The organism is Akkermansia sp. NBRC 115031, assembly GCF_030268505.1.
Taxonomy (GTDB): domain Bacteria; phylum Verrucomicrobiota; class Verrucomicrobiia; order Verrucomicrobiales; family Akkermansiaceae; genus Akkermansia; species Akkermansia massiliensis.
The window spans coordinates 144290-169540 of record NZ_BSQU01000005.1 but is presented as its reverse complement, the minus strand read 5'-3'; the positions used below and the strand labels follow the sequence as shown (position 1 = coordinate 169540).

The 25251-nt window shown below is 59.9% G+C and carries 26 protein-coding genes and 1 tRNA gene; 14 read left to right on the top strand and 13 right to left on the bottom strand.

Annotation, left to right across the window (positions count from 1 at the left end; translation table 11 throughout):
- Positions 1-8: 8 nt before the first annotated feature.
- The 6 genes from QSJ36_RS08330 to QSJ36_RS08305 all read right to left on the bottom strand — a co-directional run bounded on the left by QSJ36_RS08330 (position 9) and on the right by QSJ36_RS08305 (position 5792).
- Positions 9-1019 (bottom strand): EamA family transporter, encoded by a 1011-nt coding sequence (locus QSJ36_RS08330; RefSeq protein ID WP_102727809.1) that lies wholly within the window; start codon positions 1017-1019, stop codon positions 9-11.
- A gap of 21 nt (positions 1020-1040) precedes the next feature.
- Positions 1041-2360: a DUF418 domain-containing protein gene (locus tag QSJ36_RS08325; RefSeq protein WP_285468161.1), complete on the bottom strand. Its 1320-nt coding sequence runs from the start codon at positions 2358-2360 to the stop codon at positions 1041-1043.
- A 183-nt stretch (positions 2361-2543) separates the two neighbouring features.
- Positions 2544-2897 (bottom strand): cyclophilin-like fold protein, encoded by a 354-nt coding sequence (locus QSJ36_RS08320; protein WP_285468160.1) that lies wholly within the window; start codon positions 2895-2897, stop codon positions 2544-2546.
- Between the two features lie 402 nt (positions 2898-3299).
- A complete protein-coding gene (locus QSJ36_RS08315) occupies positions 3300-3836 on the bottom strand; it encodes a flavodoxin family protein (protein WP_022397143.1) in 537 nt (178 codons plus the stop codon).
- A gap of 17 nt (positions 3837-3853) precedes the next feature.
- A complete protein-coding gene (locus QSJ36_RS08310) occupies positions 3854-5041 on the bottom strand; it encodes an iron-containing alcohol dehydrogenase (protein WP_240454325.1) in 1188 nt (395 codons plus the stop codon).
- 424 nt (positions 5042-5465) lie between these two features.
- The gene (locus QSJ36_RS08305) at positions 5466-5792 is read right to left on the bottom strand and encodes a hypothetical protein (RefSeq protein ID WP_285468155.1); all 327 of its coding nucleotides are present in this window, start codon (positions 5790-5792) and stop codon (positions 5466-5468) included.
- A 102-nt stretch (positions 5793-5894) separates the two neighbouring features.
- On the opposite strand from QSJ36_RS08305, the gene QSJ36_RS08300 reads away from it, so the two are divergent.
- Both QSJ36_RS08300 and QSJ36_RS08295 read left to right on the top strand, forming a co-directional pair.
- Complete coding sequence (locus QSJ36_RS08300) at positions 5895-6701, top strand: S24 family peptidase (RefSeq protein ID WP_285468153.1); 807 nt, start codon at positions 5895-5897, stop codon at positions 6699-6701.
- Between the two features lie 344 nt (positions 6702-7045).
- A complete protein-coding gene (locus QSJ36_RS08295) occupies positions 7046-8233 on the top strand; it encodes an acyltransferase (RefSeq protein WP_102728130.1) in 1188 nt (395 codons plus the stop codon).
- Between the two features lie 115 nt (positions 8234-8348).
- Here the strand turns inward: QSJ36_RS08295 and QSJ36_RS08290 are convergent, their stop codons facing one another.
- The 3 genes from QSJ36_RS08290 to QSJ36_RS08280 all read right to left on the bottom strand — a co-directional run bounded on the left by QSJ36_RS08290 (position 8349) and on the right by QSJ36_RS08280 (position 10194).
- Positions 8349-9572, bottom strand: coding sequence for a hypothetical protein (locus QSJ36_RS08290; protein WP_285468148.1), 1224 nt, complete (start codon positions 9570-9572; stop codon positions 8349-8351).
- A 135-nt stretch (positions 9573-9707) separates the two neighbouring features.
- Positions 9708-9881, bottom strand: a complete 174-nt coding sequence (locus QSJ36_RS08285) for a hypothetical protein (RefSeq protein WP_285468146.1) — start codon at positions 9879-9881, stop codon at positions 9708-9710.
- A gap of 238 nt (positions 9882-10119) precedes the next feature.
- Positions 10120-10194 (bottom strand) — tRNA-Gly (locus QSJ36_RS08280).
- 188 nt (positions 10195-10382) lie between these two features.
- Between QSJ36_RS08280 and QSJ36_RS08275 the strand changes: the two genes are divergently transcribed.
- Genes QSJ36_RS08275 through QSJ36_RS08265 form a run of 3 tightly spaced genes read left to right on the top strand, consistent with a single transcriptional unit; the run spans position 10383 to position 12320 of the window.
- Complete coding sequence (locus QSJ36_RS08275) at positions 10383-10511, top strand: hypothetical protein (protein WP_284709699.1); 129 nt, start codon at positions 10383-10385, stop codon at positions 10509-10511.
- A gap of 12 nt (positions 10512-10523) precedes the next feature.
- Entirely contained in the window at positions 10524-11264 is a 741-nt protein-coding gene (locus QSJ36_RS08270) for a serine protease (protein ID WP_102729260.1), read from the top strand.
- A gap of 12 nt (positions 11265-11276) precedes the next feature.
- Entirely contained in the window at positions 11277-12320 is a 1044-nt protein-coding gene (locus tag QSJ36_RS08265; protein ID WP_215442662.1) for a PDZ domain-containing protein, read from the top strand.
- Between the two features lie 92 nt (positions 12321-12412).
- On the opposite strand, the gene QSJ36_RS08260 is transcribed toward QSJ36_RS08265, so the two are convergent.
- The 4 genes from QSJ36_RS08260 to QSJ36_RS08245 are packed head-to-tail and all read right to left on the bottom strand — an operon-like array spanning position 12413 to position 16813.
- On the bottom strand, positions 12413-13258 hold the full coding sequence (locus tag QSJ36_RS08260) for a hypothetical protein (RefSeq protein ID WP_022397153.1): 846 nt from the start codon (positions 13256-13258) through the stop codon (positions 12413-12415).
- Between the two features lie 35 nt (positions 13259-13293).
- Positions 13294-14814, bottom strand: coding sequence for an SUMF1/EgtB/PvdO family nonheme iron enzyme (locus QSJ36_RS08255; RefSeq protein WP_285468136.1), 1521 nt, complete (start codon positions 14812-14814; stop codon positions 13294-13296).
- Positions 14815-14828: 14 nt separating this feature from the next.
- On the bottom strand, positions 14829-16043 hold the full coding sequence (locus QSJ36_RS08250) for a hypothetical protein (RefSeq protein WP_285468135.1): 1215 nt from the start codon (positions 16041-16043) through the stop codon (positions 14829-14831).
- Positions 16040-16813 carry a hypothetical protein gene (locus tag QSJ36_RS08245; protein WP_146017915.1) on the bottom strand — a complete coding sequence of 258 codons (774 nt, stop codon included), beginning with the start codon at positions 16811-16813 and terminating at the stop codon, positions 16040-16042. Before QSJ36_RS08245 ends, QSJ36_RS08250 begins: the two co-directional genes overlap by 4 nt.
- A 359-nt stretch (positions 16814-17172) precedes the next feature.
- Here QSJ36_RS08245 and QSJ36_RS08240 point away from each other — a divergent pair, with 359 nt between their 5' ends.
- From QSJ36_RS08240 to QSJ36_RS08200, 9 genes are all read left to right on the top strand, one after another.
- Entirely contained in the window at positions 17173-17790 is a 618-nt protein-coding gene (locus QSJ36_RS08240) for a hypothetical protein (RefSeq protein WP_102733284.1), read from the top strand.
- Complete coding sequence (locus tag QSJ36_RS08235) at positions 17787-18119, top strand: hypothetical protein (protein WP_022397158.1); 333 nt, start codon at positions 17787-17789, stop codon at positions 18117-18119. Before QSJ36_RS08240 ends, QSJ36_RS08235 begins: the two co-directional genes overlap by 4 nt.
- Positions 18120-18162: 43 nt before the next feature.
- On the top strand, positions 18163-18456 hold the full coding sequence (gatC, locus tag QSJ36_RS08230) for an Asp-tRNA(Asn)/Glu-tRNA(Gln) amidotransferase subunit GatC (RefSeq protein ID WP_022397159.1): 294 nt from the start codon (positions 18163-18165) through the stop codon (positions 18454-18456).
- Between the two features lie 56 nt (positions 18457-18512).
- A complete protein-coding gene (gene gatA, locus QSJ36_RS08225) occupies positions 18513-19925 on the top strand; it encodes an Asp-tRNA(Asn)/Glu-tRNA(Gln) amidotransferase subunit GatA (protein ID WP_285468133.1) in 1413 nt (470 codons plus the stop codon).
- Positions 19926-19980: 55 nt separating this feature from the next.
- The gene (locus QSJ36_RS08220) at positions 19981-20964 is read left to right on the top strand and encodes a MoxR family ATPase (RefSeq protein ID WP_012420813.1); all 984 of its coding nucleotides are present in this window, start codon (positions 19981-19983) and stop codon (positions 20962-20964) included.
- A gap of 95 nt (positions 20965-21059) precedes the next feature.
- Positions 21060-21950, top strand: coding sequence for a DUF58 domain-containing protein (locus tag QSJ36_RS08215; RefSeq protein WP_285468127.1), 891 nt, complete (start codon positions 21060-21062; stop codon positions 21948-21950).
- A 17-nt stretch (positions 21951-21967) separates the two neighbouring features.
- Positions 21968-22582, top strand: a complete 615-nt coding sequence (locus QSJ36_RS08210; RefSeq protein WP_022397162.1) for a hypothetical protein — start codon at positions 21968-21970, stop codon at positions 22580-22582.
- Between the two features lie 6 nt (positions 22583-22588).
- The gene (locus tag QSJ36_RS08205; RefSeq protein ID WP_022397163.1) at positions 22589-23575 is read left to right on the top strand and encodes a VWA domain-containing protein; all 987 of its coding nucleotides are present in this window, start codon (positions 22589-22591) and stop codon (positions 23573-23575) included.
- An 18-nt stretch (positions 23576-23593) separates the two neighbouring features.
- Positions 23594-25251, top strand: a 1658-nt coding sequence (locus QSJ36_RS08200; RefSeq protein WP_285468126.1) for a VWA domain-containing protein, incomplete at its 3' end; no start/stop codon positions are given.

Genomic DNA, 25251 nt, shown 5'->3' with positions numbered 1-25251 from the left:
AAACAACTTCATTTTTCAGATTCCCGGCACGATATTCCCTTTCTGTACGCCATGGCGGCCGCAGGGGAAAGCGCGCGCCCTTTCCCGGCGGAATCTTCCGGAGGCGTTCTCCTCACCAGCGCGATGCTCCCCAGGATGACGAACAGCCCGGCCATCCGCGCCCACGTCATCCCTTCCCCTCCCGCCGCGCACCCCAGGACGACGGCCACCAGGGGGTTCACATAGGCGTGCGTCCCTACTTCCGCCGCCGGACGAACCTTCAGCAGCCAGATATAGCTGGTGTACGCCAGGACGGAGCCGAACAGCACCAGATAAAGGAGTGACAGCCACGCGGAAGCAGGAACTTCCTCCCAATCCATGTTCTCCGGCTCCTTCCGGACGAGGGCCCAGCACCAGAACATCACCCCCGCCGCGAGCATCTGCCACGCCGCCCCGCCCACATTGTTGACCGCCTCCTCCGCGCAGGAACGGTACTTGGCGTACAGCGTCCCCAAAGCCCAGGAAACGCAGCCGAAAACCAGCAGCAGCATACCGTGCGCGCCCTGGCCGCCCCCTTCCTCCCGTCCAAGCTGCTCCGCGAACAAAAGGCCCACTCCCAGGAATCCGGCCGCTATCCCCGCCAAAACGGAAATGCTCCGGAAATTCCTGCGCCACATGGGAACATCCAGCGCGATAATCCAGATGGCCGTGGACGATGCGATGATCGCCACCAGGCTGCTGCTCAAATACTGCTGGGCCAGCATGACGACGGCCATATCCACGAAAAGGAGGATAATGCCGCTGACGGCGGACTTCCGGACCAGGGGACCCCGGAAAATATCCTCCCCCCTTGCCCGCCCGGCCAGCAGCAGAAGGAGCCCCGCCGAGCAGAAGCGCATTCCGCCCAGCAGAAACGGAGGGAACCCCTGCAGCGCCGTCCCGATAAAATAATAGGTGGACCCCCACACCACGTAAATCATCAGATACGCGGTGATGACTCCCAGCCGGCCCGGCGGCTCCGTGATTGGATAAACAGCCATTGGAAAACCTCCATGAACTCTTTACTTGTTAAAAGGAGCCGCCTTCCTTCCGGGGAAAACCGGAGTCTTCCGGAACAACCGGAGCCTTTTCCCGTACGTCAGCATGCGCCAGCCCCATTCCAGGGGGCCGAACAGGCAGAACTTCAGCCAGACGCGACTGAACAGCGCCTGGAACAGGAAGACGGAGGCAGCTACCAGTTCCACCTGCGCCAGCCCCAGCCGGGTCCCCAGGCGGAAGCCTATTCCGTAAAACAGGACGATGCCCAGCACGGACTGCCCGATGTAATTGGTCAGCGCCATCCGCCCGGGAGCCGCCAGCGCCCGGAACAAGGGAGCGTCCTTCCGGCGAAGGAACCACAGGCAGAAAACGAACACATACGCCAGGCTGAGGGGAATAACGCTGACGGCATACAGGAAGGCCCCGGCCACGGGCCCGCCGCCCAGCAGGTGAAGCGCATGGGCGGCGTACAGGAAGGAAAGGGGCAGCCCCGCCAGAAAACCGCAGCGGCATACCCTCTTCAACAGCGTCCGCCGCCTCTCCAGATTCGCATAAATTCCGTTCCTTCCCACATACAGCCCCAGCAGGAACAAGCCCAGCACCTTGAAGACGCGGTTGCTCTCCAGCAGCTCCTGGACGCGGATGAACGCCCCGGACAGGGTGAACTTCAGAACGTCGGAATAATGTTCCCCGTCCACCAGCCATCTGCCGAAATTCGCGTCCGTAATCCCGCTGAGGCCGTTGAAATACCGTACTGCGCCCCCCACCGGGGCGGCGAGGTCAAACCGGTAGCCTGAAAAAACCTTCAGGGCATCCATGAGAACGGGGCAGAAAACAAGCGCGGCGGCAATCGCCAGCAGCTTTCTGTCCGGCACATTCCGGAACAGCGGCAGCAGCAGGCCGGCCAGCGCATACAGAAGCAGGATGTCCCCGCTCCACAGGAGCATCAGGTGCAGCAGCCCGATCAGGGCCAGAAGGCCCATCCTGCGGTAAAAAACGGCGATGCCGTCGCGCCCCTTCTCCATGGAATGGGACATCATGATGGAAAAGCCGATGCCGAACAACAGGGAAAACAGGCTGTAAAACTTGCCGTCAATAAACACGTACTGGAGGAAGCGGACCACCCGGTCGATTCCGGCGGTGGGCATGGCGGAAACAACCTCCGGACTCTGGAACGTGTACAGGGAAAACTCCGGAAAATTCGCCAGGCAGATGCCGAAAAGCGCCAGTCCCCTCAAGGCGTCCAGAATCACGGAACGCTCCCGCGTGCTGACGGGGCCCATCCTGTCAACGGGAGGCATCCGCCCCTCCTTTTCCATCACCGGGCACCGCAGCGCACGCATTCAATAAATGTTTTATTTTCATATCATTAAAAAAATCTCATGTATCTTTAATATCTTTTCTCCCAAAAAAATGAGGCAACAGGCCCCCGCCCGGGAAAAACAGCCTTCTCCCGATTCCTTAAAAAAGGAACGCTGCCCCATCCCGGAGAACCGGGATAAAAACCTGCCGGACAAACCGGAAGGTCAGCGTTTCACGTCAATGATCACGCGGATCTTTCCGGAAACATCCAGCGCCTTCATCCCTTCCCCGTCCACGCTCCCCAGAATCACCAGGCCGCGGGACGGCTCGAAGGCCTTCCTGAAAATGCACAAATTGCCCCACGGGGCGTAATAGGCGATGGCCCCCCGGAAGGGCTGCCCCATGGCCGGAGCCCCGGCGGTGGACAACTTGCCGGGCAGAGGGCTGATCTTCTCGGTATCGCCGTAATCCTCCAGCGTCAGCGTCAGGGGAAGCCGGGCCACGAAATCCCTGGCGGCGGCATTGTCCTGAAGAGTGGCGGCAATTTCCTTTTCTCCTGCTTTAATCGTAATATTCATGGTGTTCGGGGATGGCTGGGGAATCTCCGGCTCCGCGGCGCAACAGGGGGCAAGGAAAGCCCCTGCCGCGTACAAATATGGTAATAATTTTTTCATCGTCTATATTTTAATAGGAATGGCTGCCCGGCAGGATTGAACGGGACCGGGAATCCCCGCGAAGAAGGAAAAAACGGCTGCCGGCCTTCTCCGGCAACGGAAGGCGCACCACGGGCAGAAGAAAAGCCGGAAACATTGCCGGAGCTTTTCTTCCCGCGGCGCCCTCATCCCCACCCGGGAAATCGGACGCCGCGGGAAGCTGTCTCACCTATCCTCGCTGGGCGCAAAAAACATTCTATATGAAATCCGGTTGATATTATTCCATGGGCGGTTTTACGGCTGATCTTCTTTAGTGGGGAAAAAGGCTCAAACCCCTATCCCCATGATTCTGGCCTGCTTCATGGCCGGATTGCCCTTGATGCCGCCCATCTTCCAGGCCCCGGTGCCGTAAACCACGCCTTTCTCCACCGCCCCTTCCAGGCAGTCCAGAAAACCGCGGAAGCACTCCACGGTGCGCTCCATATTGGCCCGGTTATCCTCCGCCGCGGCCAGAATGAAGTAAAACTCCTTGTCACGGATGTCCAGATAACGGGGAACCGTGCGGTCGATAAACGTCTTCATCTGGCCGCACAGCGTATAAAAATACACGGGAGTGGCCAGCACGATGACATCCGCTTCCAGCAGCTTGTCCAGCAACTCTTCCATATCGTCCTTCTGGAGGCAGGCGTGGGTGTCATGGCACACGCCGCAGCCGCGGCAATAGCCGATGCGCTTCTCCGCCAGGCGCACCTTCTCCACGTCATGCCCTGCGCCCCGCGCCCCCTTCATGAACTCATCGCACAGGAGGTCGGAATTGCCGCCCTTGCGCGGACTGGAGGAAATGATTAAAATCTTCTTGCTCATGGTACAGGCTCCCGGGCTTACAGATAAGACTTCCGGTAAATGGAAACGCAATCCTCCACGGACAGCTCCGCGCGGTCGCACAGGAACAGGAACCCCATGGTTTCCCGCGCATTGCGAGCCATTTTCCCGAACTCCTCCGGCGCAATGCCGTAATCGCTCATGCGCAGGCCGCTTACGCCGCAATCCCGTTGCAGCCTGTCCAGCATGGTGATGAAATCCATGGGGTCCGCCGCCTCCGGCATTCCCATGGCCTGCGCCATGCGGACAAAGCGTTCATCCGCCACATGCCGTTCAATCAGGTGCGTAAAATACGCCTTGCTGATCATGATGAGGCCGGCCCCGTGGGGCAGCTCCTGATGGTAGGCGGACAAGGCATGCTCCAGGGAATGCTCGCTGGTGCAGCGGCCCACGCACATCACGTAGCCGGACAGGGTATTGCCGAAGGCCACATGGGTACGGGCCTTCAGGTCGGAGCCGTCGGCCACCGCCCTGGGCAGGTAGCGGCTGATATGCTTAATGGCCTCCAGGGCGTACATGTCGCTCATCAGGTTCGTGCCGTTGGAAACGTAACCCTCCACGCTGTGGAACAGGGCGTCAAAGCCCTGGAAGGCCGTAAACAGCGGAGGAACGGTAAGCATCAGCTCCGGGTCCACGATGGAAAGCGCCGGAAACAGGTCCGGATGGACAAAGCCCGTCTTTTCATGCGTTTTCTCGTTCGTGATGACAGTGCCCGCGTCCGCCTCCGATCCGGTGCCGGCGGTGGTGGTAATGGCAACGATCGGCAGGGGCCTGTTGGAAACCGGCTTCCCCTTCCCCGTGCCGGAGGGAATGTAATCCCAGTAATCGCCGTCATTCACTGCGATCAGCGCGATGGACTTGGCGGCGTCCATGCAGCTCCCTCCGCCCAGGGCGATGATAAAATCGCAGCCGTGTTCCCGGGCGAACCGGCCTCCGGCATTGACGGTTGAATTCAGGGGATTGGGCTCCACCCGGTCAAAGACGGCGCAGGCGATTCCGGCCTTGTCCAGTTGCCCCGTGAGGCGGTCCAGATAACCGTTGGCCCGGGTGGATTTCCCGTTGGAAATGACGATCATGGCCTTGCGGCCCGGCAATGCTTCCGCATGCAGGTTCTCCAGTTGCCCGGCCCCGAAAAGAAGCCGGGTGGGCACATGCATGAGAAAGGCGGAATGGGTATGGTTTGACATGATGACAGGTTGGTTTAAAGGCCGCTTCCCGGACTCCCGGAACACCCGTCCGGAAACGGGAAGCAACACACTACCTATCATCTAAAAGGTTACACCTGCTCTAATGAAAGAAAAATCTTAAAAATAATTTTATCTTTATTTTAAATAACTTATTACCAAATATTTCCGACACAAAAAAATAATTACCCCCTGCCATTTCCTCCTCAAAAAAGAGACGATTTCTATTCATTCCCCCCACCGCCACGGAGAAGCTCCGCAACAAAGGAAGCTCATCCGGACTCCGGTTCCCTACTGGAACCTTTCATGCCTTCGCAAGCCATTTCAACCGGGGGAAAACGGACCCGGCTTCATCAAACGCGGCCCCTGTTTATTTCCGGGAGCGGCGCCACAAAAAACCGCTCAGGAACTCCGGCCAGGGTCCGGCTTACGGCCTTATGGAACAGGAAGACTTGGATGCCTGCAAATCGGAATTGTCCATTTCTACGGCCAGCCAGAACACGCCGACGGCCAACAGGCCGAAAGCACAAGCCCCCGCGACGGAAAGAACGGTCATCACCATTTTCTGCCGTTCCGCCTTTGCCCTGCATTGACGGACCAGCGTTTGCAGTGCGCTGCAGACTGCCCCCAGGCGGCCGCGCCATCCTTCTTCCCCGGAGGGCTGTCTTTTGGGATGCAGGTCGGGCCTCATCATCACGGAATACGGGAACGGCTCCGGCTTCATCATGGAAATGTCCAAAGGCATGTACTTCATGACTTCTTTTTAACGATATTCGTTAATCAGTCAACATATTTTTCACGGATTTAATTTACTTCTTTCTATCGACAATTCACGAAAATCGTGTATCATCAAGCCATGACACCGACAAAAGGGGACGTGAAAAACTGGCTGAAAGCCATCGGAAAGGACCGTGACTGGCTCGCCAGGGAATGCGGCACGGAGAAAGGAACGGTCAACAACTGGCTTTCCCCCTCCGGCCCCTTCCCCTCCAACGCCATTTTGAAAATCCACTCCCTGATGTCCCAATACGGGCCGGCTCAGCTGGAAAATGAGGCTATCCAGACCAACCGCCTTGTGCTGGAAATCACGGAGGAACGCATGAGGAAATATGAAAGGGCCGCTTCTGAAAAGGGCATGCCCCTGCGCCAGTGGCTGACCGAGCTGGCGGATGAAGCGGCGGACGCGCGTCAGCTCCGGACGGGGCAAAGCTCCTTCATTCCCTTGGCGGAACAACTCCCGTCCGTTGCCGGACATGCCGGACGCGAATACAGCACGCAGATTGTCGGCAACATCGCCGCGGGCTCCCTTTCGGAAAGCGATACCGTCCCGTCCACCATTTACATGGAAAGGCCCCTGGGCAAAAACGAATACGTGGTCCGCGTAGAAGGAAAATCCATGGAACCCCTCATCCCGGACGGCGCGCTGGTAGTCATGCGGCGCCATACGGCTCCGCCCGTCCCCAAGCCGGGAACCATCGTGGAATACAACGACGGACGCGGCGTCACGCTGAAAAAACTGATCCGGAAGAAAAATGCGGAAACGGGAAAAATGGAACATGTCCTGCAACCCATCAATCCCGCGTTCAAGGATATTGCCCCCATGGAGGGAGGCAGCATCTCCGGAATATACGTGGAAACGCTAGCGAACTACCGCAAGGGGTAGCCTTCTGTCCCATCATACAGGAAAAGGCGCTCCCTGTCACCCATCCACTCCCGCCTCTAAAGCCGTCTTCTCTCCCTGCCCGGCGGTGATTCCCCCTATTCCCCCTATTCCCCCTATTCCCCCTATTCCCCCTATTCCCCCTATTCCCCCCTATAAAGCCCTATGATAAAGGACAATGGATGAAAGAACTTGCAGGGTGGAATGGTATTTGATTAGGTAACGCGAAAACTGCGCCTCCGGATGATTTCTCCCCTGTACGGGGCTATCCGTAGCGGGGAATGGGCTGATACGGCGGACACTCTCTCAAAGCAAAACAAAAACAACATTAAAAAACAGCTTCTCCTATGTCGAACTCACAGAACTCTCCCATCCCACCCGGAAGTGAAAAACATCACTACCACATTCTTGACGGATTGCGCGGGGTGGCCGCCATTGTCGTCGTGTGGTTCCATATCTTTGAAGCATACGCCACCAGCCATGTGGACCAAATCATCAACCACGGCTACCTGGCCGTTGACTTCTTCTTCATGCTGTCCGGGTTCGTCATCGGTTACGCCTACGACAACCGCTGGAAAACGATGACGACCGGGGAATTCATCAAGCGCCGCCTCATACGCCTGCAGCCCATGGTGGCGATCGGGGCGGTCATTGGCGCACTCATCTTTTATTTCCAGGGCTGTTCCGTATGGGATGTGTCCCAGGTCACGGTCATCTCCCTGCTGGTCGCCACCTTCGTCAATGTCCTGCTGATTCCGTCGCCTCCCGGTCTGGAAATCCGGGGACTGGGAGAGATGTACCCGCTCAACGGGCCAAGCTGGTCGCTATTCTTTGAATACATCGGCAACCTTCTCTATGCGCTGTTCATCCGGAAACTCTCCACGCGCTCCCTGGCGGCACTGGTGATCCTGGCCGGATGCGGCCTGGCTTCCTTCAGCTTCTGGGGGCCCAATGGAGACATCTGCTCCGGCTTCGCCATGACCGGCACGGAATGGACAGGCGGCTCCCTGCGCCTGCTGTACTCCTTCTCCGCCGGGCTGCTTCTGTTCCGCCTGTTCAAGCCCGTCAACATCAAGGGTTCCTTCTGGCTGTGCGGCATCTCCCTCGCCATCCTGCTGGCCATGCCCCGCCTGGGAGGAGAAGACGCTTTCTGGATGAACAGCCTCTATGAAACCGTGTGCTTCGCGGTCTTCTTCCCCCTTATCCTCCTCTTTGGCGCTTCCGGAAAAATCACTGATCCCTATACGGATAAAATATGCCGGTTCCTGGGCAGAATCTCCTACCCCCTGTACATGGTGCATTACCCGTTCATCTATCTGTATTATGCGTGGGTGAAAAACGGAGACCTCTCCTTCTCTGAATCCCTCCCCGGTGCCCTGGCCGTCGTCATCGGGAGCATCCTGCTGGCCTGGCTGTGCCTGAAATTCTACGATGAACCGGTCCGGAGCTTCCTGGCAAAGCATTTCCTGAAACGGAAAAATAACCGCAGCCTTGAGCCTTCATCTTCCGTACTCCAAAAAAAGACGGACGGCTAAAAGCCGCCCGTCTGAATGCGAACCAATGTTCCTGCTGTCGTTTGATTCGGACAGCCGCTTCAAGCGTTACTGTCCATCAGTCCAGAGCAGGCCATGACCGTTATTTACGCCTGCCTCACGCTTGGGCAGTTTGCGTGATGACGACTTTTTCATAGGCTTTAACTCCGGTCACCGCATGGTTGCCATCCGTCGCAAGGATAAGCGAGCCATGCCGCGTTTCTTCCGCTGCCCCGGCTGATACGGTCACGACAGCGCCGTTCTCCCAATGCTCCCCACCTGCGTCCAGCCAGTCGGGTTTTGAAACCAGCGTCCATGCAGAACCGGCGCCGGAATTCAGCGTCAACGGGAAGCTCCCCCCGGCAGAGGGCAGATCGATACCGGATAAAGGAGCATTCGAATTGCGCTCAATCCATTTGGAACGGGAATAGGGAAGCGGCTGCTTGCCGAGCCAGTCCCTCAGCTTGTTATCTTCCACGTGCGCTATGGCGGAATAAATTTCACTGTTGCCATGAAACAGCAGCTGCGCCTCAGTGATGGCGTAACCCTGTGAGGCCGGCGTAGCGGCGATAAGCTTCAGTTCTCCCGAGGGCGTCACGTAATACACGTCCAGATACTGGTGACGGTAGGCATAAATGAGGCGTGCCATTTTAACATTGTAAAATTCCTCCGGCATATCCCATTCATAAACGCTCAGCACCCCCGGAGCCACGGCGGAATTCGAGAGCCTGGAATGATATTTCACCCGGAATTTGCGCAGAGCACTGTCGATTTGAAGACTGATATAAATGCCGGCGGCATTGCCTGTTTGCCGTATGGTATGGGCATAGGCATAATGATCTTCCGGAGGAGCGGTAAAATCCGCAAACGTGCATGAGCCCACCTCAAAAACGGCCCGTTCATCCGGAACAAAATTGATTTGTACGACAACCTTGTCCTTGCTCCACCATCCCCACGGGTTTCCGGTGCCTCCCACTTTTACCGGCCTTCCGTCGGCAGGCCGGGAGATATTGAACCCCATAGGCCCCTTCTGCTTAACCGTCGCGTTGAAGGCGCTTATCAGAGGTATGCAGGAACAAGCCGTCACCTTCGCGAGCATGCGCCCGGTTTCCAGTGCGTCCGATGTTACGGGGCCGTTCAGAACGACAGCCCCGTTGAATGTTTCCACACCTGCGTGCGTGTTGTTGCCGGTGTAAGTACCGGATGCGTCAGGAATAGCGGCGGCGGAATTCCAGGCCGTACGCTCTTCTTCCGTAAGATGCATCGTTGTATTCCCGGTATGTCCGGTTACTTCCTCCTGGGATGCCAGGGTGATTCCATTGAGAATATTAATAGTATTCATGGTTTTGTTTATTATTGTTACTTGTAATGAAGTGGCATGACGACTCTGCTGCCTTCATATCCATGATGGTAACTCCGAAAACATTCTCACTCGCGAAAAGCCTGCGGTCTTCCCGGATTTTGACAGCTTCAACGGTTAGGCGGCTTCTATGTTGGGTTCCACAGAAGCCCCTTTTTCCAGCCGGGACAACAGGAATCTGATCCAGCCATCCCCTGGTTTAATGTGTCCTCCATTTTCCGAATACACAGCAATCATTGCTGCCACTTCAAAAAAATCCTGTATCTGTTGCAGAAAAATAGCATCCTGCATGAAGCGTCAACTTCCTCCAGGATATTTCTTCACCTTATCTTAAAACATTCATCGTCAATGATTTTCTAAATATACAACAGACAGCCTTGATTTTATTGACTGTAACATTCAGGTTTCAGCAGGCAGTAACGGTTTTGACGATAATTCCGGTTACTCGGGATAATAGGATACTATTAGAACGGCCCGCAATTGTTATTCTCTGAAAACAAAAAACTTCCTGAAATTAGGAAGTTAAAAATGGAGCGGATGATGGGATTCGAACCCACGACATCAACCTTGGCAAGGTTGCGCTCTACCCCTGAGCTACATCCGCTTGGATGGGTCAGCGGACCGGAACCGACCGCTGGGGAGGTTTATACGCCCGTTGCGGGAAAAAGCAACCTTTATTTTGGCAATTTCCCCATACGCCATCCATCCTTTTTCTGCCGAACTGCATCAAAGTGTGGCTTATAAATGAAATTCTCTCGTCAGAATGAAAGACACATTCTATGCTGTGGCGGCATGAAAGAATTGCTCATTACCCTGATCACGCTGGCGGGCCTGTTCATCGGCGTGTATTATCACGATTCCCTGGCGGAAGGCGGACAGGCAGACCAGCAGAAGGCGGAAGCTCCCGCCTCTGAACAGTAGTCCCCGGCAATCATGAACACGGCTTTCCGGAAACCCTGTTTTTCCGCCATTCTCTGCGGAGCGGCCCTGCTGGCTCCGCAGGCGCGGGCGCAGTCCGCCGACAGCGCCGGAATCCTTTCCACCACGCCGCAGTCCGTGGAGGACCTCCAGCGGATTGAACACCAGCTCCAGCAGGTGCTTCCCCGGGTGCTCCCCGCCCTGGTCTGCATTGAAGTGAACAACGGCAGCGGCACCGGCATTCTGGTTTCGGAAAAAGGCCTGATTTTTTCAGCGGCCCATGTCGTTGACAAACAAGGAACCGTGCTCAAGATCATCCTGCCGGACGGCACCCGCCTGCCGGGAAAAACCACGGCGCAGAACAGCGATTCGGACGCCGGAACGGCTGAAATCACGACCAAATTGAACAAGAACCTTCCCCGCGTGGAGAAGGCGGAGAAACTGCCCCGCGTGGGGGACTGGGTGTTCGCGCTGGGGCACGGAGGCGGCCTGGACCAGAAACGCGGCCCGATGGTGCGCCTGGGGAGGGTGGTTTCCCTCAAGCACGGCGTCATTCAGACGGATTGCAAGCTGATCCGCGGGGATTCCGGCGGCCCTCTTTTCAACCTGAACGGGGAATTGATCGGCATTCACAGCCGGGTAGGTTCCGGGCTTGAAGACAATCTCCACGTTCCCATGAAGGATTTCGACGCACTGATGGAATCTCCCGCAAGCGGAAAGGCCCCCCTGCCTCCGTCACCGGAACGGGACGGCTAGCTTTTTCCCTCCATGGTCATGAAACTTTCCTCCTGCGCCTGCCTGCTGCCCCTGGCCTGTTCCCTTCTTCCCTCCGCCCTGGCGGAAGGGTTTAACGGGAGCCTGGATTTTGAACAGCGCATCAACGGAAAAACCGTTCTGAAAACCATTGAGCCCATCCGGGAACGGCTCCAGGATTTGAGCGCGGTTTTCTTTTCCGGCCATGACGTCGTGATTTACGGCATTGTACTGAGTACGGACGGCTACATCGCCACCAAGGCCTCGGAACTCCACTCCCACCAGAACCTGGTGGTCCGGATAGGTTCCTCCAAGTACGGCCATTTCAAGGAGATTGGCACGGACCCGGCCACGGACATTGCCGTGGTGAAGGTGGACGCCGCCAGCCTGCCCGCCCCCGGCCCCGTCAGCAATGAGGCCGCCATGGGCATGATGGTGGTCAGCAACGGCTCCACCACCCGCACTTCCAGGCGCCCCCAGCTGGGCACCCTCAGCGCGGCGCGGCGGCCCATCCCGAACGGAGACACGGCCTACATGGGCGTGATGTTCGGCACCCCCTGCTCCATTCAGGAGGTCGTCAAGGACGGTCCCGCCGCCAAGGCGGGAGCCATGGCCGGAGACGAGATTCTGGAGGTGGACGGCACGCCCATCACCACGCTGGAAGCCGTTTCCCCCATCCTGTCCAAGAAGGAGATCGGGGAAAAAGTGACGCTGAAGGTCAGGCGCAAGGGCAAAAAGCTTTCCTACGCCATCACGCTGGGCTCCCGGCGGCAGGCCCTGGGGGAAGACGCTCCCGAGGATTCCAACGACCTGATCAGCGGGGGCTTCAGCAAACGCAGGGATGATTTTCCGATGGTCCTCCAGCATGACACCCCTTCCCGGCATACGCTGATGGGCGGCCCGCTGCTCAACCTGAAAGGGGAGCTCATCGGCATGAACATCGCCAGAGTGAACCGGGCGGAAAATTACGCCCTGCCCATCAGCGTGGTGCAGGAGAGCGTGCAGCGCATCCTGAAAAACGCGCCGCAGCCGGAAAGAAAGCCGCAGGGGGATTCCTGAACCGTCTTCCACTCCTTTCCGGCGCAGGGAACGGCCCGGCGTCCATTTTTCTTGTTTTTCCTCCCGCGCAACAACCGGCAACACCGGGCGGATTACATGCCCGGAACGTCCGCGGCGTCCGGCACCGTCTTGGGCTGCACGGTGGGGTCATAATGGACGGCTCCCGTCACGCGCACGCTGCCGTCCGGGAGAAAGACCATGGAGGGGGTGCCCATCACCTTTTTGTAGTATTGGAGCTTTTCCATGGTTCCGCGGTAGTTGATGCGGGAATACGCGCCCAGCATGGGCGTGGTGGGGAAGAAGACGTGCACGTTCGCCTTGCCGTCCACCATGCACTGCGGGCGGGTGGTGCCCAGCCAGTCCCCGATGCATACGGCATTGTAGGCCACGCCCGTATCCGGGTCCTTCGTCTGCACGTACAGTTTCTGGATTCCGCGCACGGCAATGGTGCAGATGGAGAAGGTGCACCGCTTGGCGCTGGAGGGAATGGCTACGGTCTGGGACCACATGGGCGTGCCCGTCCGGACGGCGAACAGGGATTTCTGGGAGGCGAACATGTCCTTCTGGTTGGGCATTTTCACGACGGCCTGCACATGGTAGTTCCCCTCACGTGACAGGTCATAGAAGTGCCGCAGGTCAATTTTACGGGAGACGCTCATGCCGGCCGGCACCTTGAGCGGAGGGAACATGGCGAATTTGGACTGGGGGAGTTCCGCGCCCGCGGTGGAGTGCTCCACATGGATGTCCAGCCAGGAGGAATATTCCTGGCTTTTCAGTTCCACGGGCACGCCGGAGTTGTTGGTGATGGTCAGCCTCATGTACATGGCCTCCCCGCTGAGGAAGGTTTTCTTTTCCGGAACTACTTTCACGTAGATCTGGGCCAGGGCCCCGGACGCCCCCATCAGGGCCAGCAGCAGCATTGCAAGGATGTGTTTCATGGTATTGGTTTGTCGAGTATGTGTTTTTAAACAGGTCAGCGGACGTCCCGCACGATTCTGAAGCCTAGGTTGTCCCGGCTTTCACCGCGGGAGCGCAGGTATTCCACCCGGTTGGTGATGCCGGGCTGCCTCCAGTCCCCGCCGCAGGCCACCGGGCCCGGCGGCTCCTTCACGCGCGCGGGGTCCTTTTCCATGGAAGAGGTCCATTCCATCACGCCGGAAGCCATGCCGCAAATGCCCGTCTTTAAGTCGTAATCATTGCTGTATCTGTCAATCACCAGGGTCTTGTCTCCCTTTTCACCCGTTTCCAGCATGTTCCCCAGGGCCATCCATTCCCCGCGCGCGGGCAGGCGGTAACGCGGCTCTCCGGGGGCCACGGGCTTCCAGCTCGCGTATGCCCAGGCATCCCAGAAGGTGACGTTGACGACGGGGGAGCGGGGCGTTATTTTCCTGCCCTTCCATTTGCCTCCCGGAGTGGAGGCCGCCTTCCACATGGCTTCCCAGTCCTCGGGGATATGGGTGGCGGTCTGCTTGTCCGGCTGGTCCGGATGGGAGTATTCCTCCCTCAGTTCCGGGGTAAGGCGCGCCCACTGGTCCAGAAACAGGCGGTAGGATTCCAGGGTAATTTCATGGGCCCCCACGATCAGTTCCCCGCCGCCGGGAAGGTTCACGCAGACTTCCGTATGGTCGCTGGCGGAGAAATCCGGATAGTGTTTCGGCGCCGGGGGCGGAGCAGGCGTGGAGGCTTCCTCCCGGGGGAATAAAAGAAAAACGGCAGCCGCGGCTATTCCTGCGCCCAGCAGGCCCGTTCCGGCCCAGAGCATCCATTTTCCGGAGTTTCTGCGGGGTTCCACGGGAACGGTATAGCGGTGCGTGGTGGCGCGAGGGGAAAGCCCCAGCTGTTCGCGGACCGCGGCAATCAGCTCCATGACCTGGTCCCACTGCATCGGCTTGCCGTTCTGGCCCTCCCGCATCCATTCCAGCAGGGTGCGCATGCGGGTGGTTCCGGGCACGTCCGGCGTCACCAGGGGCAGCAGGTCGGCCCCCAGGCGCTTCATCTGCGCACGGGATATTTCTTCATGAAAGTCGCCGGGCATGGCCGTATTCATCAGCCGCACGGCGGATTTGTCATCCAGGAAGATGTGGCGCGGCTCCATGACGTTGAAGGCGGTTTGCAGGCGTTCATACCTGCCGCACATGCCGCCGACCGTTTCAATCACTTTCAGCAGGTCCTTCATGGACAGGGTCTGCCCGCGGTCCAGCATGGACTGGAGGGAGGCCCCCCCTAGTTGCTCGCTGGTGACGAACCAGTACCCCTGGGCCTGGGATGCCTCATAGACGGTTCCCAGCACCGGCGCGCTGACGGCGGCGCGCGTGCGGGCCTTCATCAGAAAATCCTCCACGCCCACGCCTTCCGGGTTGTCCGGCTCCAGCAGCTCCAGGAACACGGAGCGGTCCATGCCCTGCTGGATGGCCTGGTAGAGCATCCCCCCCCGCGTGCGGCCAATGAACGCCACCAGCGTATAGTCGCCGAAGTTGTGGGGGAGGTCGAACATGGACGATTCAGGCATCAGGGAGGCAGCAGGGAGTCATAGGAGTCGGAAACCGGAGACGCCTCCACCGGGGGAAGCAGGCCGCCGTCATAAATTTCAGGCATGCCGGAAGGGGAACTCTGGTTCATCTGTTCCAGCAAAAATAGCACAGGCGGGGAGGCATGGCAATCCATCGGTTCACCCTTGTAGTACAATTTGGCGGTGTAGCCGTAGTACTTGAGGCTTCCGTAGGCGATCGTCTCCTCCTCCGTCAGGGGGGGCATATAGTAGGTCACCTCCATGATTTCCTCTCCATCCGCCCAGTCCGCAGGTTCCGTGACGCACCGCGAGGAGGGTTCCGGAGCGTGCGTTTTTTCCACCTTTTTGCCGTTGACCTTGTCAAAGAACTGGACGATGACGCGCAGGTCCTCCGGCCTGACGTTCAGGCCATCCTTCATCAGGATGGGTACGATCAGCTTGACGCGCTCTCCGGCGGGGCATTCCGGGTCCCGGTATTCCAGAATGGTGCCGAAGGACATATCGCCCCGCAGGTCCGCAGGGCTGGAAAAACCGGCCTGGAGGTGCTGGGCCGCGCGCGCAAAGTATTTCCCCGCCTTTTCCCGCTGGGTGTATACTTTCAGAAAAAATTCCCGGGATTTATCCGCATTCCTCAGCCATTCATAGGTGAGGCCGTAGTAATAAAGCACCACCGGGTTGTCCGGCTCCAGCCTCATGGCCTGCTCCAGCTTCACCACCGCTACTTTAAGGTCTCCGTCAATCTGGGCATACCGCGCCGCCTTGACCAGCTCCGCCACCTCCTCCGTCATGGGCGGCATGGCTTCCGCCGGGTTCTCAGCCGGCAGGGGTGACTGGCCGGAGACGCCTTCCCCTCCCGGGACTGGGGCTGCCACTGCCGCAGGGACCGGATCGCCCGCCGGATCCGACAAATCGACGGCCCGGAGCATTTCCTCCACGGAACGGGGTTTTTCAGAAGAACCCGCCGGAACGGCCGCAATGCCTGCCGTATCCGGTTCGTCCCCTTCTTCAACAGCCGCCGGCCCTTCCGGATTTTGCTGCACCGGAACGGGTACGGGCGTTTCCACCACTTTTTCCACCACCACGGTGCGGGCGGTCAGGCTGAAGGAGACGCCCACCATCAGCAGCAGGACGAACGCCAGCGCGCCCAGCGTCCAGCAGGCGATGCCGAACGCGCGGTCACGGGCGTTCTTTTCCGGTGGAAGGGATTCGCTCATACGGCATCCTCGTCATCCTTCCGGGCAGGCGTGCCGCCGGACTCCGGAGCTTCTTCATAGTCAACTACCTCACCCCGGTAAAGGGAAAGAAGGGCCTTCATGAAATCTTCCGCGTTATTGGGGGAATCCTCCTTCCGGAAGCCGCCGTAGGTCAGGCCGTCCAGCCTGATCCGGTCCCCTCCGCATTCCGGGTTCAGCGTCGCAATAGCCAGCCCCTTCATCTTCCATCTGCGCAAGTCCAGCCGGGCGATGTCATCCACGCGGAAGACCCTGCCAGCAGCCGTTACCTGCCCTTCCTTCAGGGCCATTTTCCTGCCGCGCGTCCTCACCAGGAAAAACAGCGCCACCAGGGCCAGCACCATGCAGATGCTTCCGGCCACCCATTGTTCAAAAATCTTGGAGGCGTCATACGGGTGGTCCACCGGCTTGATGGGGTAACGCTTTTCTCCGGAATAGGATTGCCACGCGGCGCTCCAGCCCTTGCCGGGGGCGGACATCAGCCTGTAATCCGCCAGAACGTCGGGCCACGGCGTCGCGTCCCGGTCCACGCCGGACGGGACCTGGTACCCTTCCGGGAATTCAACCGTGCGCTCCAGGACGGTGCGCTCCCAGTCCTGCGGGGAGGCCCCGTTCCCGCTCACCTCACGGTCAAAGAGGGCTCCCGCGTCCACAAACGCCTTGTGCATGAAAAACTCCAGGTTCTTCTGGGGATACCCGGTGGAAGCATCGTAATAAAAATACACTCCGAACCCCAGGAACATGAGAGCCATGATAACCGCCCTGCCGGTAAACCACATGGTCGGCTTACATTCTACCGTGTCAGACTGCATGTTTCTTACATACCAGCAATTCCATGCCCTTGACCATAAAAAAAGTGCACGGCATCCACCTTTGCGGGAAAGCGGGGCGCCATGCCGCCCGGAGGACAGTCCGGACGCACGGCTCCGGAAGAAAAAAAGCCCCGGCATTCCCCGCCGGAAACATACTTGAAAAATCACTTTTTACCTTCTTCTTGGCTTGATTTATTTTGTGAAAGTTAAATAATAACACGCGCAGGGATTCCCCGGCACGGCCATACCGGCCGGGAATGCTGCAATCCCGCACACCGGCCGCATCATTTTTACCGCGTATGAAACCAAGCAATCCCCAATACCGCCGCATGGATGCCGATCCCGGCTACCATCCCCAGGAAGACGACCAGGTGGATGCCGACATGGAACAGGCCCAGCTCCGACTGGAACAACTGCGGAAGGAAAAGGAGGAGGTGGAAAGCTCCCGCCGCCGCCTGGAGGAAACCCACCTGCGCAAGGCCCGCTTCATGGACCAGCAGAACGAACTGGGCGACCGCATGGTCAACGCCGCGGACCTCATCGGCAGGGAGGTGGAAAGCCTTCGCCAGGAAAGCAATGAGCTGGAGCAGATTCACATGGCCCTGACGCGGAGCCTGAAAATGCTCAGCACCGTGCGCCCGGACGAATGGCCCATTGAAAACACGGACAACCTCATCAACCAGGGCCAGCAGGTCATCGACCGCTGCGAGGAGGAATTCGCGGACGCCGTCCAGCAGTGCGCCCGCATGCAGCACACCAAGGTGCTTACGGGAGTGCGCCGTTCCAGCAAAGTGCGCATCAGCTCCCGCGAATTCATGACTCAGTTCCTCCAGGGCCTTTCCTTCCACCTTCCCCTGCTCCTGATTGCCCTTATCATCCTCTTCTTCATCTGGATTTTCAGCCCCTCCGCATCATGATTAAAAGAAAGACCAAACGCCGTTCCTCCGAACTGGCAGAACTGGACCGCGCCTCACGGGAAATTGAGAACCGCATCCAGGAATTGGAAGCCTCTCTCAAACGTCCGGCCCAGCAAACGCGCATGCGCCTGGACCGCAATACCATGCCCCCGCCGGACCGCGTGCGGGAAGGCACCCAGAACCGCGCCCTGCGCGCCGTGGTGGCCCGCGACGGCCGCGCCACCAACATGAGGCGGGAGCTGCGTGAAAACTTCATGCTGCTGGGCCTGCTGGTCTGCGCCATCGCCGCCTCCTTCTGCTGGATTGTCCGCCTGCTGGAACAGCAATAGGCCTCACCCTCCCTTTCTCTTATATATTACGCACGTTCCCATCATGAGCACGCCCCAAATTGACGTAGCCTACATTGCCAAACTGGCGCGCATCGACCTGACAGAGGAAGAAGCCGCCCTCTTTTCCAAGGACCTGGACAAAGTCCTGGCCTACATCACCAAGCTGGAATCCTACGACGTCACGGGCATCGCCCCCATGAACCATCCCCTGCCCACGATGGACGTAATGCGCAAGGACGTTCCGGAACCCGGCCTTTCCCAGGAGGAAGCCCTTTCCAACGCCCCCCAGCAGTCCCAGGGGCAGTTCCGCACGCCCAAGGTGGTGGAATCCGCCTGACCTCCTCCCGGTCCTCTTCCCTTTCACGTTTCAACCGTTCTTACCCCTTTCTTTCCATGTCAAGCATTCAAGGCACCCTGGCCCAGTGGCGCGACCGCCTGCGCCGCAAGGAACTTTCCCCCGCCGAACTAGTCAACCTGACGGCGGACGCCATTGAGGCGGACCGGACCACCAACGCCTATATCTCCTTTGACCGCAAGGCCGCCCTCCGGGCCGCAGCCGCGGCGGACACCGCCAGCCCCCTGGCCGGCATCCCCATCGCCGTGAAGGACAATATCAACGTCCTGGGCCAGCCGACGCGCTGCGCCTCCCGCCTGCTGGCCCCCTATGCTTCTCCCTATGACGCCACCTCCATCCGCCTGCTGAAGGCGGCGGGCGGCATTCCCCTGGGCCGGACGAACATGGATGAATTCGCCATGGGCGCCAGCGGTGAAAACTCCGCCTACGGCGTCACGCGCAACCCGAACGCTCCGGACCACATCCCCGGCGGCTCTTCCAGCGGCTCCGCCGCCGCCGTCGCCTCTGCCACCGCCATCGCCGCGCTCGGTTCGGATACGGGCGGCTCCATCCGGCAACCCGCCGGGCACTGCGGCATCGTGGGCCTCAAGCCCACCTACGGGCGCGTTTCCCGCTACGGGCTGGTGGCCTTCGCCTCTTCCCTGGACCAGATAGGCCCCATGACCCGGACGGTGGAAGACGCCGCCATCCTGCTCCAGGCCATCTCCGGGCACGACCCGAAGGATTCCACGTCCGCAGACGAGCCCGTGCCGGACTTTGAGGCCGCGCTGGGCCGTGACGTCAAGGGCCTGAAAGTGGGCATTCCTGCGGAATATTTCACCTCCGGCAACCATCCGGGCATTTCCAAGGCCGTGCAGAACACCGTAAAGCAACTGGAAAGCCTGGGCGCGGAACTGGTGGAAATCAGCCTTCCCCACGCAGACGCCGTGGTCGCCGCCTATTATATCATCGCCTGCGCGGAGGCCTCCTCCAACCTCTCCCGCTTTGACGGCGTGCGCTACGGCAAGCGGGCGGAAGACGCCAACGGCCTGATGGAGCTTTTCTCACGCACCCGTGAAGAGGGCTTCGGCCCGGAAGTCAAGCGCCGCATCATCCTGGGAACCTACGTGCTCAGTTCCGGCTACTATGACGCCTACTACTCCCGCGCGCAGAAGGTCCGCTCCCTGGTCGCCAGGGACTTCGCGGAAGCCTTCTCCAGGGCGGACATCATCGTGGGCCCCACCTCCCCCGCGCCCGCGCCTAAAATCGGAGACTCCGCGCTGGACCACCTCCAGACCTACTTGGCGGACATTTACACCATCCCCGCCAACCTGGCCGGGCTGCCCGCCATGTCCATCCCCTGCGGAACCGTGAAGGAAGGCGGCATGGAGCTCCCCGTGGGCTTCCAGATGACGGCCCCCCATTTCCGGGAAGACCTTCTCTTGAAAACCGGATTTGCCCTTGGGAAATAATCGGAATTTTTCAACGCAAGCGCCCGGCAGACTGTCTCACCCGCTATTAAGAATCATGGACACCCGAGAATTCAACGAAATTATCGCCGCGAACTCATCGTGGATTTCTGCTCTCAGAACGGAGGTAGGCAAGGTGGTCATCGGCCAGCAGGCGCTGGTGGACAGGTTGATCCTCAGCCTCCTCTGCAAGGGGCACGTCCTGCTGGAAGGCGTGCCCGGCCTCGCCAAGACGCTCTCCGTAAAAGCCATGGCGGGCACACTGCACGCGCAGTTCGCCCGCATCCAGTTCACGCCGGACCTTCTGCCGGCGGACTTGCTGGGCACCATGATCTATAATCCGGAGGAAAGGCAGTTCACTGCCAAGAAAGGCCCGATCTTCGCCAATCTCATCCTGGCGGACGAAATCAACCGCGCCCCGGCCAAGGTCCAGTCCGCCCTGCTGGAAGCCATGCAGGAACGCCAGGTAACCCTGGGGGAAACCACCTACCGCCTGCCGGACCCCTTCCTGGTGCTTGCCACGCAGAACCCCATTGACCAGGAAGGCACCTACCAGCTTCCGGAAGCCCAGCTTGACCGCTTCCTCTTCAAGGTTCTGGTCACCTACCCCACGCGCGAAGAAGAACTCCAGGTGCTGGACCTCATGGCCAGCTCCGCCAAGCCGCCGGAAACCTCCCCGGTCACCACGCCGGAACAGGTGGCGGCCTCCCGCGACCTGGTGAACCAGATTTACATTGACGACGCCGTGCGCGGCTACATCGTGGACCTGGTGCGCGCCACCCGCTTCCCGGAAACGGTGGACGTGAAACTGCGCGGCCTCATCCGCGCGGGCGCATCCCCGCGCGCCACCATCAACCTGGCCCTGGCGGCCCGCGCCAACGCCTTCATGCACCACCGCTCCTTCGTCACCCCGCAGGACATCAAGGACCTGGCCCATGACATCCTGCGCCACCGCATCCTTCTCTCCTATGAGGCGGAAGCGGAAAACATCTCCACGGACGACGTCATCGACCACATCCTGACGAAGGTTCCCGTGCCGTGACGGCAGGAGGCGGCTCCCCCGTCCGCCCTTATCCTTCAGCCCCCGCGGGGCGCCTCACCGGAACCTGATTGAATTCAAACAGGGAGGATCACTTCATGGATAAAGCCTCAGACATTCTCAAGCGCGTGCGCCGCATTGAACTGCGCGCCAGGCATCTGGCCACGGAAAACTTCGCCGGGCAATACCAGTCCGGCTTCCGCGGCCAGGGGCTGGACTTTGACGACTTCCGGGAATACACGCCGGGAGACGATCCCCGCTTCATTGACTGGAAGGTGACGGCCAGGATGAACTCCCCCTTCGTGCGTCGCTTCCGGGAGGAACGGGAGCAGGCCGTCATTCTGGCGGTGGACGTCAGCGGCTCCATGCACTACGCCTCCTCCGCGGCCCGGGCTTCCAAGCTGGACTATGCGGCGGAAGTGGCCGCGGTGCTCGCCTTCAGCGCGGCCCAGAGCGGGGACAAGTGCGGCCTTCTCATTTACGGGAACAGCCACTCCCATTACATTCCCCCGGCCAAGGGCATCAAGCAGACCCTGCGCATCGTCCGTGAAATCGTAGCCAGTAAAAACGACGGGGCGGATCAAAGCATCGCGGAGGTAGCCCGGCAGCTCGTCCTTTCCCAGAAAAAGGCAGTCATGGTCATCATGCTCAGCGACTTCTGGAGCGAGCACAACAAGGCCGCCCTGGGACAGCTCAACTTCAAGCACGACTTCATCCCCATCCGCATCGCGGACCCGATGGAGCTGCACCTTCCGGACGCCGGGCGCGTCATCCTGAAAGACCCGGAAACCGGCAAAAGCATGTTCCTGAACCTCGCCCGCCAGGACGTCCGGGAAGCCCACGCCAACGTCGTGCACCTGCACCGTGAAAAATGGACGCAGGACTTCCGCCGCCTGGGCATCGATTTCCTGGACCTCCAGACCACGGACAACTTCATGCCGCCCCTCCAGGCCCTCTTCACCAGGAGGTCCCGCAAATTCTCACGCTAAACCCTTCTCCGCCAGCCATGCCAGCACCCGCCACCTTCCAGACTCCCCCCACGGCCATTCCGGAACCGCCGGCCTTCCCCACGCTGATGGAAACGCAGTCCCCGGACGCCTACCTTCAAGCGGGCTTCTGGGATACGTGGGGCATCTGGATCATGCTCGCCTCCATCCTGCTGGCCGTCGCCATAGCCGTCATCGTGCTCATCCGCAGGAAAGGGCGCACCCCCGCCGCGCCGCTCAGCCCGGCGGAAACCGCTATCCGGGACATCACGATGCTCCGGGAAACCCACCCCTCCCTCAGGCAGGCCGCCGTGGAATTCTCCCTGCTCCTCCGGAAATACCTGGTGGGGGAAACCAAAGACCCGGCGCTGTATGAAACCCAGCAGGAATTCAACCGCCGGGCGGACGCGCTCACCGCGCTCCCCTCGGAACTCCAGGGTCCCACGCGCGACCTGCTGGACCGCATGGCCTCCCTGAAATATGAGCCGGACACTCCGGAAAACGACTCCCTGGTCAACGAACTGGCGGACGACACGGTCCAACTCATCAACGACATAGAAGCGGACGCACACCGCACGAAGGAGGAAACGGACCTCGTCGTCAAAAAACCTTCCCCACGCCCCAACCAACGCTAGCACACCATGACGGAACACTTCCAATTCGCACAACCTGAATGGCTCTATGTCCTTCCCTTCATCTTGTGCCTCATTATCCTCCGCCGCAGGCGGGGGGCGGAAGGCTCCATCACCTACCCGACCGTTCGCTTCATCTCCTCCCTGGCGCGCAATCCCCAATCCCTGGCCGGAAAAATAGGGGCCATTTGCTTCGTGCTGGCGGCGGCGGCCCTCGCCATCGCGCTGGCGCGCCCCCAAAAAGTGGAGGATAAAACCTTCCGCACCGTCAACGGCATTGACATCATGATCGCCTTTGACCTCTCCTACTCCATGGAGACGCCGGACATGGTCCTCAACCGCATGCCCATCAACCGCCTGGTGGCCGCCAAGCATGTCATCACCCAATTCGTCGACAGCCGTCCGGACGACCGCATCGGCATCGTGGGCTTTGCCGGGAAAACCAAATCCTTCTGTCCGCTCACGCTGGACCACGCCCTGGTCAACGGCATCATCCGGGACTTCCATCCTCGCATGATCCAGGCGGACGGCACGGCCATCGGCTCCGCCATTGCGGCGGCGGCCACCCGGCTGGACGACCGCAAGGACACCAAATCCAAAATCATCATCCTGGTGACGGACGGCGCCTCCAACTCCGGCCAGATATCCCCGCTGGTGGCGGCGGAAAACGCGGCCAAGCTGGGCATCAAGATTTATACCATCGCCGTGGGCACGGAAGAAGGCACCCTGGCGAACGGAATGGTGGTGCAAAGCGAATTTGACGAACCCACCCTGCGGAAAATAGCCCAGCTCACGGGCGGGGAGCACTTCCGGGCCACGAACATGGCCTCCTTCAACAAGGCGTTCGCCTCCATCGGCAAGCTGGAAAAAAGCGAGGCCAAGGTGCAGACCGTCCGCCACATTGAAGAATACTTCATGTACTTCCTCGTAACGGGCGCCGCGCTGACGCTACTGGGCCTCTCCCTGCAAGTGCTCAAACCGGCCCCCGCCCCGTAACACCATCCCTTTCCCGCCATGACCTTCCTTTATCCCAACGTTCTGTACGCGCTCATCCTCCCGGCCCTGCTCGCGGCGGCGGCCTGGTGGCTGTGGCGCCGCCGTTCCAGAAAATGGGAAGTGCTCGTCTCCCCGGAATACCGGCAGGAGCTGGTTCACGCTCCGGCCACCTGGCACCGGGTGCTCCCCGTCATCTTTGCCGTGCTGGCTTCCATCTTCGCCATCCTCTCCATCGCGCGTCCGGTGGACGGCTACACGGAGGTAAAGGAGATTCCCAAATCGCGCAATATCCTCATCGCCATTGACTGCTCCCGCTCCATGCTCAGCAAGGACGCCTCCCCCACCCGCCTGGGAAGGGCTAAAACCGCCGCCTACGACCTGCTGGACGCCCTGCCGGGGGACAACTTCGGCATCATCATCTTCTCCGGGGACGCCGTCCTGCTCATGCCCCTTACCCATGACCACAACGCGCTGAAGGAAACCATCGAACAGCTTCAATTCGGCTGGGTCTCCCAGGGAGGCACCAATCTGGAAAACGTCGTCCGGCTGGCCCTCCAGACCTTCAAGCGGGACAAGGAGGCGGACGCCAAAAACGCCCTGGTCATCCTCAGCGACGGGGAAGACACCGTCAACATCACTTACAAGACGGCGGAAGCCGCCAGGCAGCACCAGCTCATCATCGTAACGGCGGGCATCGGCACCACCATCGGCACCACCATTCCGGATGAGCAATCCCCCTCCGGCCTGTACCGGGACCGCCGCGGCCAGCATGTCGTCTCCAAGCTCAATCCGGAAAGCCTGCAATACCTGGCCCGGCAGACGGACGGCCAGTATGTGCAGCTCTCCGACGGAGCGGCGCTGAACCACTTCGTCAGGGACATCGCGGACCGCCTGGACATCACGGAAGGCCGGGAGGAAGTGCGCCGCGTGCCGAACGACCGCTACGTCATCTTTGCCGTTCCGGCCCTCATCTGCCTGCTCCTCACTCTTCTGGCAGGTACCCGCTGGCGCTCCTTCCGCCGTTCCGGACGCCGCGGCATGACCGCCCTGGCCGCCGCAACCCTGCTCTGCGCTGGACTGCTGGGCACGGAAGCGCGCGCGGACACGAGCGCCCTGGACAACGTCACGGACCTGATCCGGACGGGAAAGACAGAGGAAGCCGTCAAGGCCATTGATGAAATGCTCGCCGTTCCGGACCTGGCGGAAGAAACGCGCCAGGCCTTGGAATTCGCCAAAGGCTGCCTGGAACAAAAAGCGGACAACCCCAAGGAAGCCGCGGAAGCATTCTCCCAGGCGCTCCTTTCTCCCAAAGCCTCCCTCCAGGCGGATTCCCACTTCAACCTTGGCAACCTGGAAGCCGCCCAGGCCCGTAAAACCATGATCTTCTCCCGGCCGGAAGGGGAACAACCGCAGGCGCAGCCCTCTTCCATTGATGACCAGATCAAGGAAATTGACGCCCGCCTGGCAAAAATACCCGTGGCGAAAGAACACGTCAAGGAAGCCGTCAAGCGCTTTGACGACGCCCTCTCCGCCTACGGCTCCCATGAAGGAGCGGCCGCCAACAAGGAGGAAATGCTCCGTTACGACAAATCTCTGGACGAATACCGCAAGCAGTTGGAGGAATTAAAGAAGAAATTGGAAGAGGAAAAGAAAAAACAACAAGAGCAGCAGAACAG

Bases quoted from the DNA above. Each gene is read 5' to 3' on its own strand.
- QSJ36_RS08330 (WP_102727809.1), bottom strand. From the start codon at position 1,019: ATGGCTGTTTATCCAATCACGGAGCCGCCGGGCCGGCTGGGAGTCATC.
- QSJ36_RS08325 (WP_285468161.1), bottom strand. From the start codon at position 2,360: ATGCGTGCGCTGCGGTGCCCGGTGATGGAAAAGGAGGGGCGGATGCCT.
- QSJ36_RS08320 (WP_285468160.1), bottom strand. From the start codon at position 2,897: ATGAATATTACGATTAAAGCAGGAGAAAAGGAAATTGCCGCCACTCTT.
- QSJ36_RS08315 (WP_022397143.1), bottom strand. From the start codon at position 3,836: ATGAGCAAGAAGATTTTAATCATTTCCTCCAGTCCGCGCAAGGGCGGC.
- QSJ36_RS08310 (WP_240454325.1), bottom strand. From the start codon at position 5,041: ATGTCAAACCATACCCATTCCGCCTTTCTCATGCATGTGCCCACCCGG.
- QSJ36_RS08305 (WP_285468155.1), bottom strand. From the start codon at position 5,792: ATGAAGTACATGCCTTTGGACATTTCCATGATGAAGCCGGAGCCGTTC.
- QSJ36_RS08300 (WP_285468153.1), top strand. From the start codon at position 5,895: ATGACACCGACAAAAGGGGACGTGAAAAACTGGCTGAAAGCCATCGGA.
- QSJ36_RS08295 (WP_102728130.1), top strand. From the start codon at position 7,046: ATGTCGAACTCACAGAACTCTCCCATCCCACCCGGAAGTGAAAAACAT.
- QSJ36_RS08290 (WP_285468148.1), bottom strand. From the start codon at position 9,572: ATGAATACTATTAATATTCTCAATGGAATCACCCTGGCATCCCAGGAG.
- QSJ36_RS08285 (WP_285468146.1), bottom strand. From the start codon at position 9,881: ATGCAGGATGCTATTTTTCTGCAACAGATACAGGATTTTTTTGAAGTG.
- QSJ36_RS08275 (WP_284709699.1), top strand. From the start codon at position 10,383: ATGAAAGAATTGCTCATTACCCTGATCACGCTGGCGGGCCTGTTCATC.
- QSJ36_RS08270 (WP_102729260.1), top strand. From the start codon at position 10,524: ATGAACACGGCTTTCCGGAAACCCTGTTTTTCCGCCATTCTCTGCGGA.
- QSJ36_RS08265 (WP_215442662.1), top strand. From the start codon at position 11,277: ATGGTCATGAAACTTTCCTCCTGCGCCTGCCTGCTGCCCCTGGCCTGT.
- QSJ36_RS08260 (WP_022397153.1), bottom strand. From the start codon at position 13,258: ATGAAACACATCCTTGCAATGCTGCTGCTGGCCCTGATGGGGGCGTCC.
- QSJ36_RS08255 (WP_285468136.1), bottom strand. From the start codon at position 14,814: ATGTTCGACCTCCCCCACAACTTCGGCGACTATACGCTGGTGGCGTTC.
- QSJ36_RS08250 (WP_285468135.1), bottom strand. From the start codon at position 16,043: ATGAGCGAATCCCTTCCACCGGAAAAGAACGCCCGTGACCGCGCGTTC.
- QSJ36_RS08245 (WP_146017915.1), bottom strand. From the start codon at position 16,813: ATGGCTCTCATGTTCCTGGGGTTCGGAGTGTATTTTTATTACGATGCT.
- QSJ36_RS08240 (WP_102733284.1), top strand. From the start codon at position 17,173: ATGAAACCAAGCAATCCCCAATACCGCCGCATGGATGCCGATCCCGGC.
- QSJ36_RS08235 (WP_022397158.1), top strand. From the start codon at position 17,787: ATGATTAAAAGAAAGACCAAACGCCGTTCCTCCGAACTGGCAGAACTG.
- gatC (WP_022397159.1), top strand. From the start codon at position 18,163: ATGAGCACGCCCCAAATTGACGTAGCCTACATTGCCAAACTGGCGCGC.
- gatA (WP_285468133.1), top strand. From the start codon at position 18,513: ATGTCAAGCATTCAAGGCACCCTGGCCCAGTGGCGCGACCGCCTGCGC.
- QSJ36_RS08220 (WP_012420813.1), top strand. From the start codon at position 19,981: ATGGACACCCGAGAATTCAACGAAATTATCGCCGCGAACTCATCGTGG.
- QSJ36_RS08215 (WP_285468127.1), top strand. From the start codon at position 21,060: ATGGATAAAGCCTCAGACATTCTCAAGCGCGTGCGCCGCATTGAACTG.
- QSJ36_RS08210 (WP_022397162.1), top strand. From the start codon at position 21,968: ATGCCAGCACCCGCCACCTTCCAGACTCCCCCCACGGCCATTCCGGAA.
- QSJ36_RS08205 (WP_022397163.1), top strand. From the start codon at position 22,589: ATGACGGAACACTTCCAATTCGCACAACCTGAATGGCTCTATGTCCTT.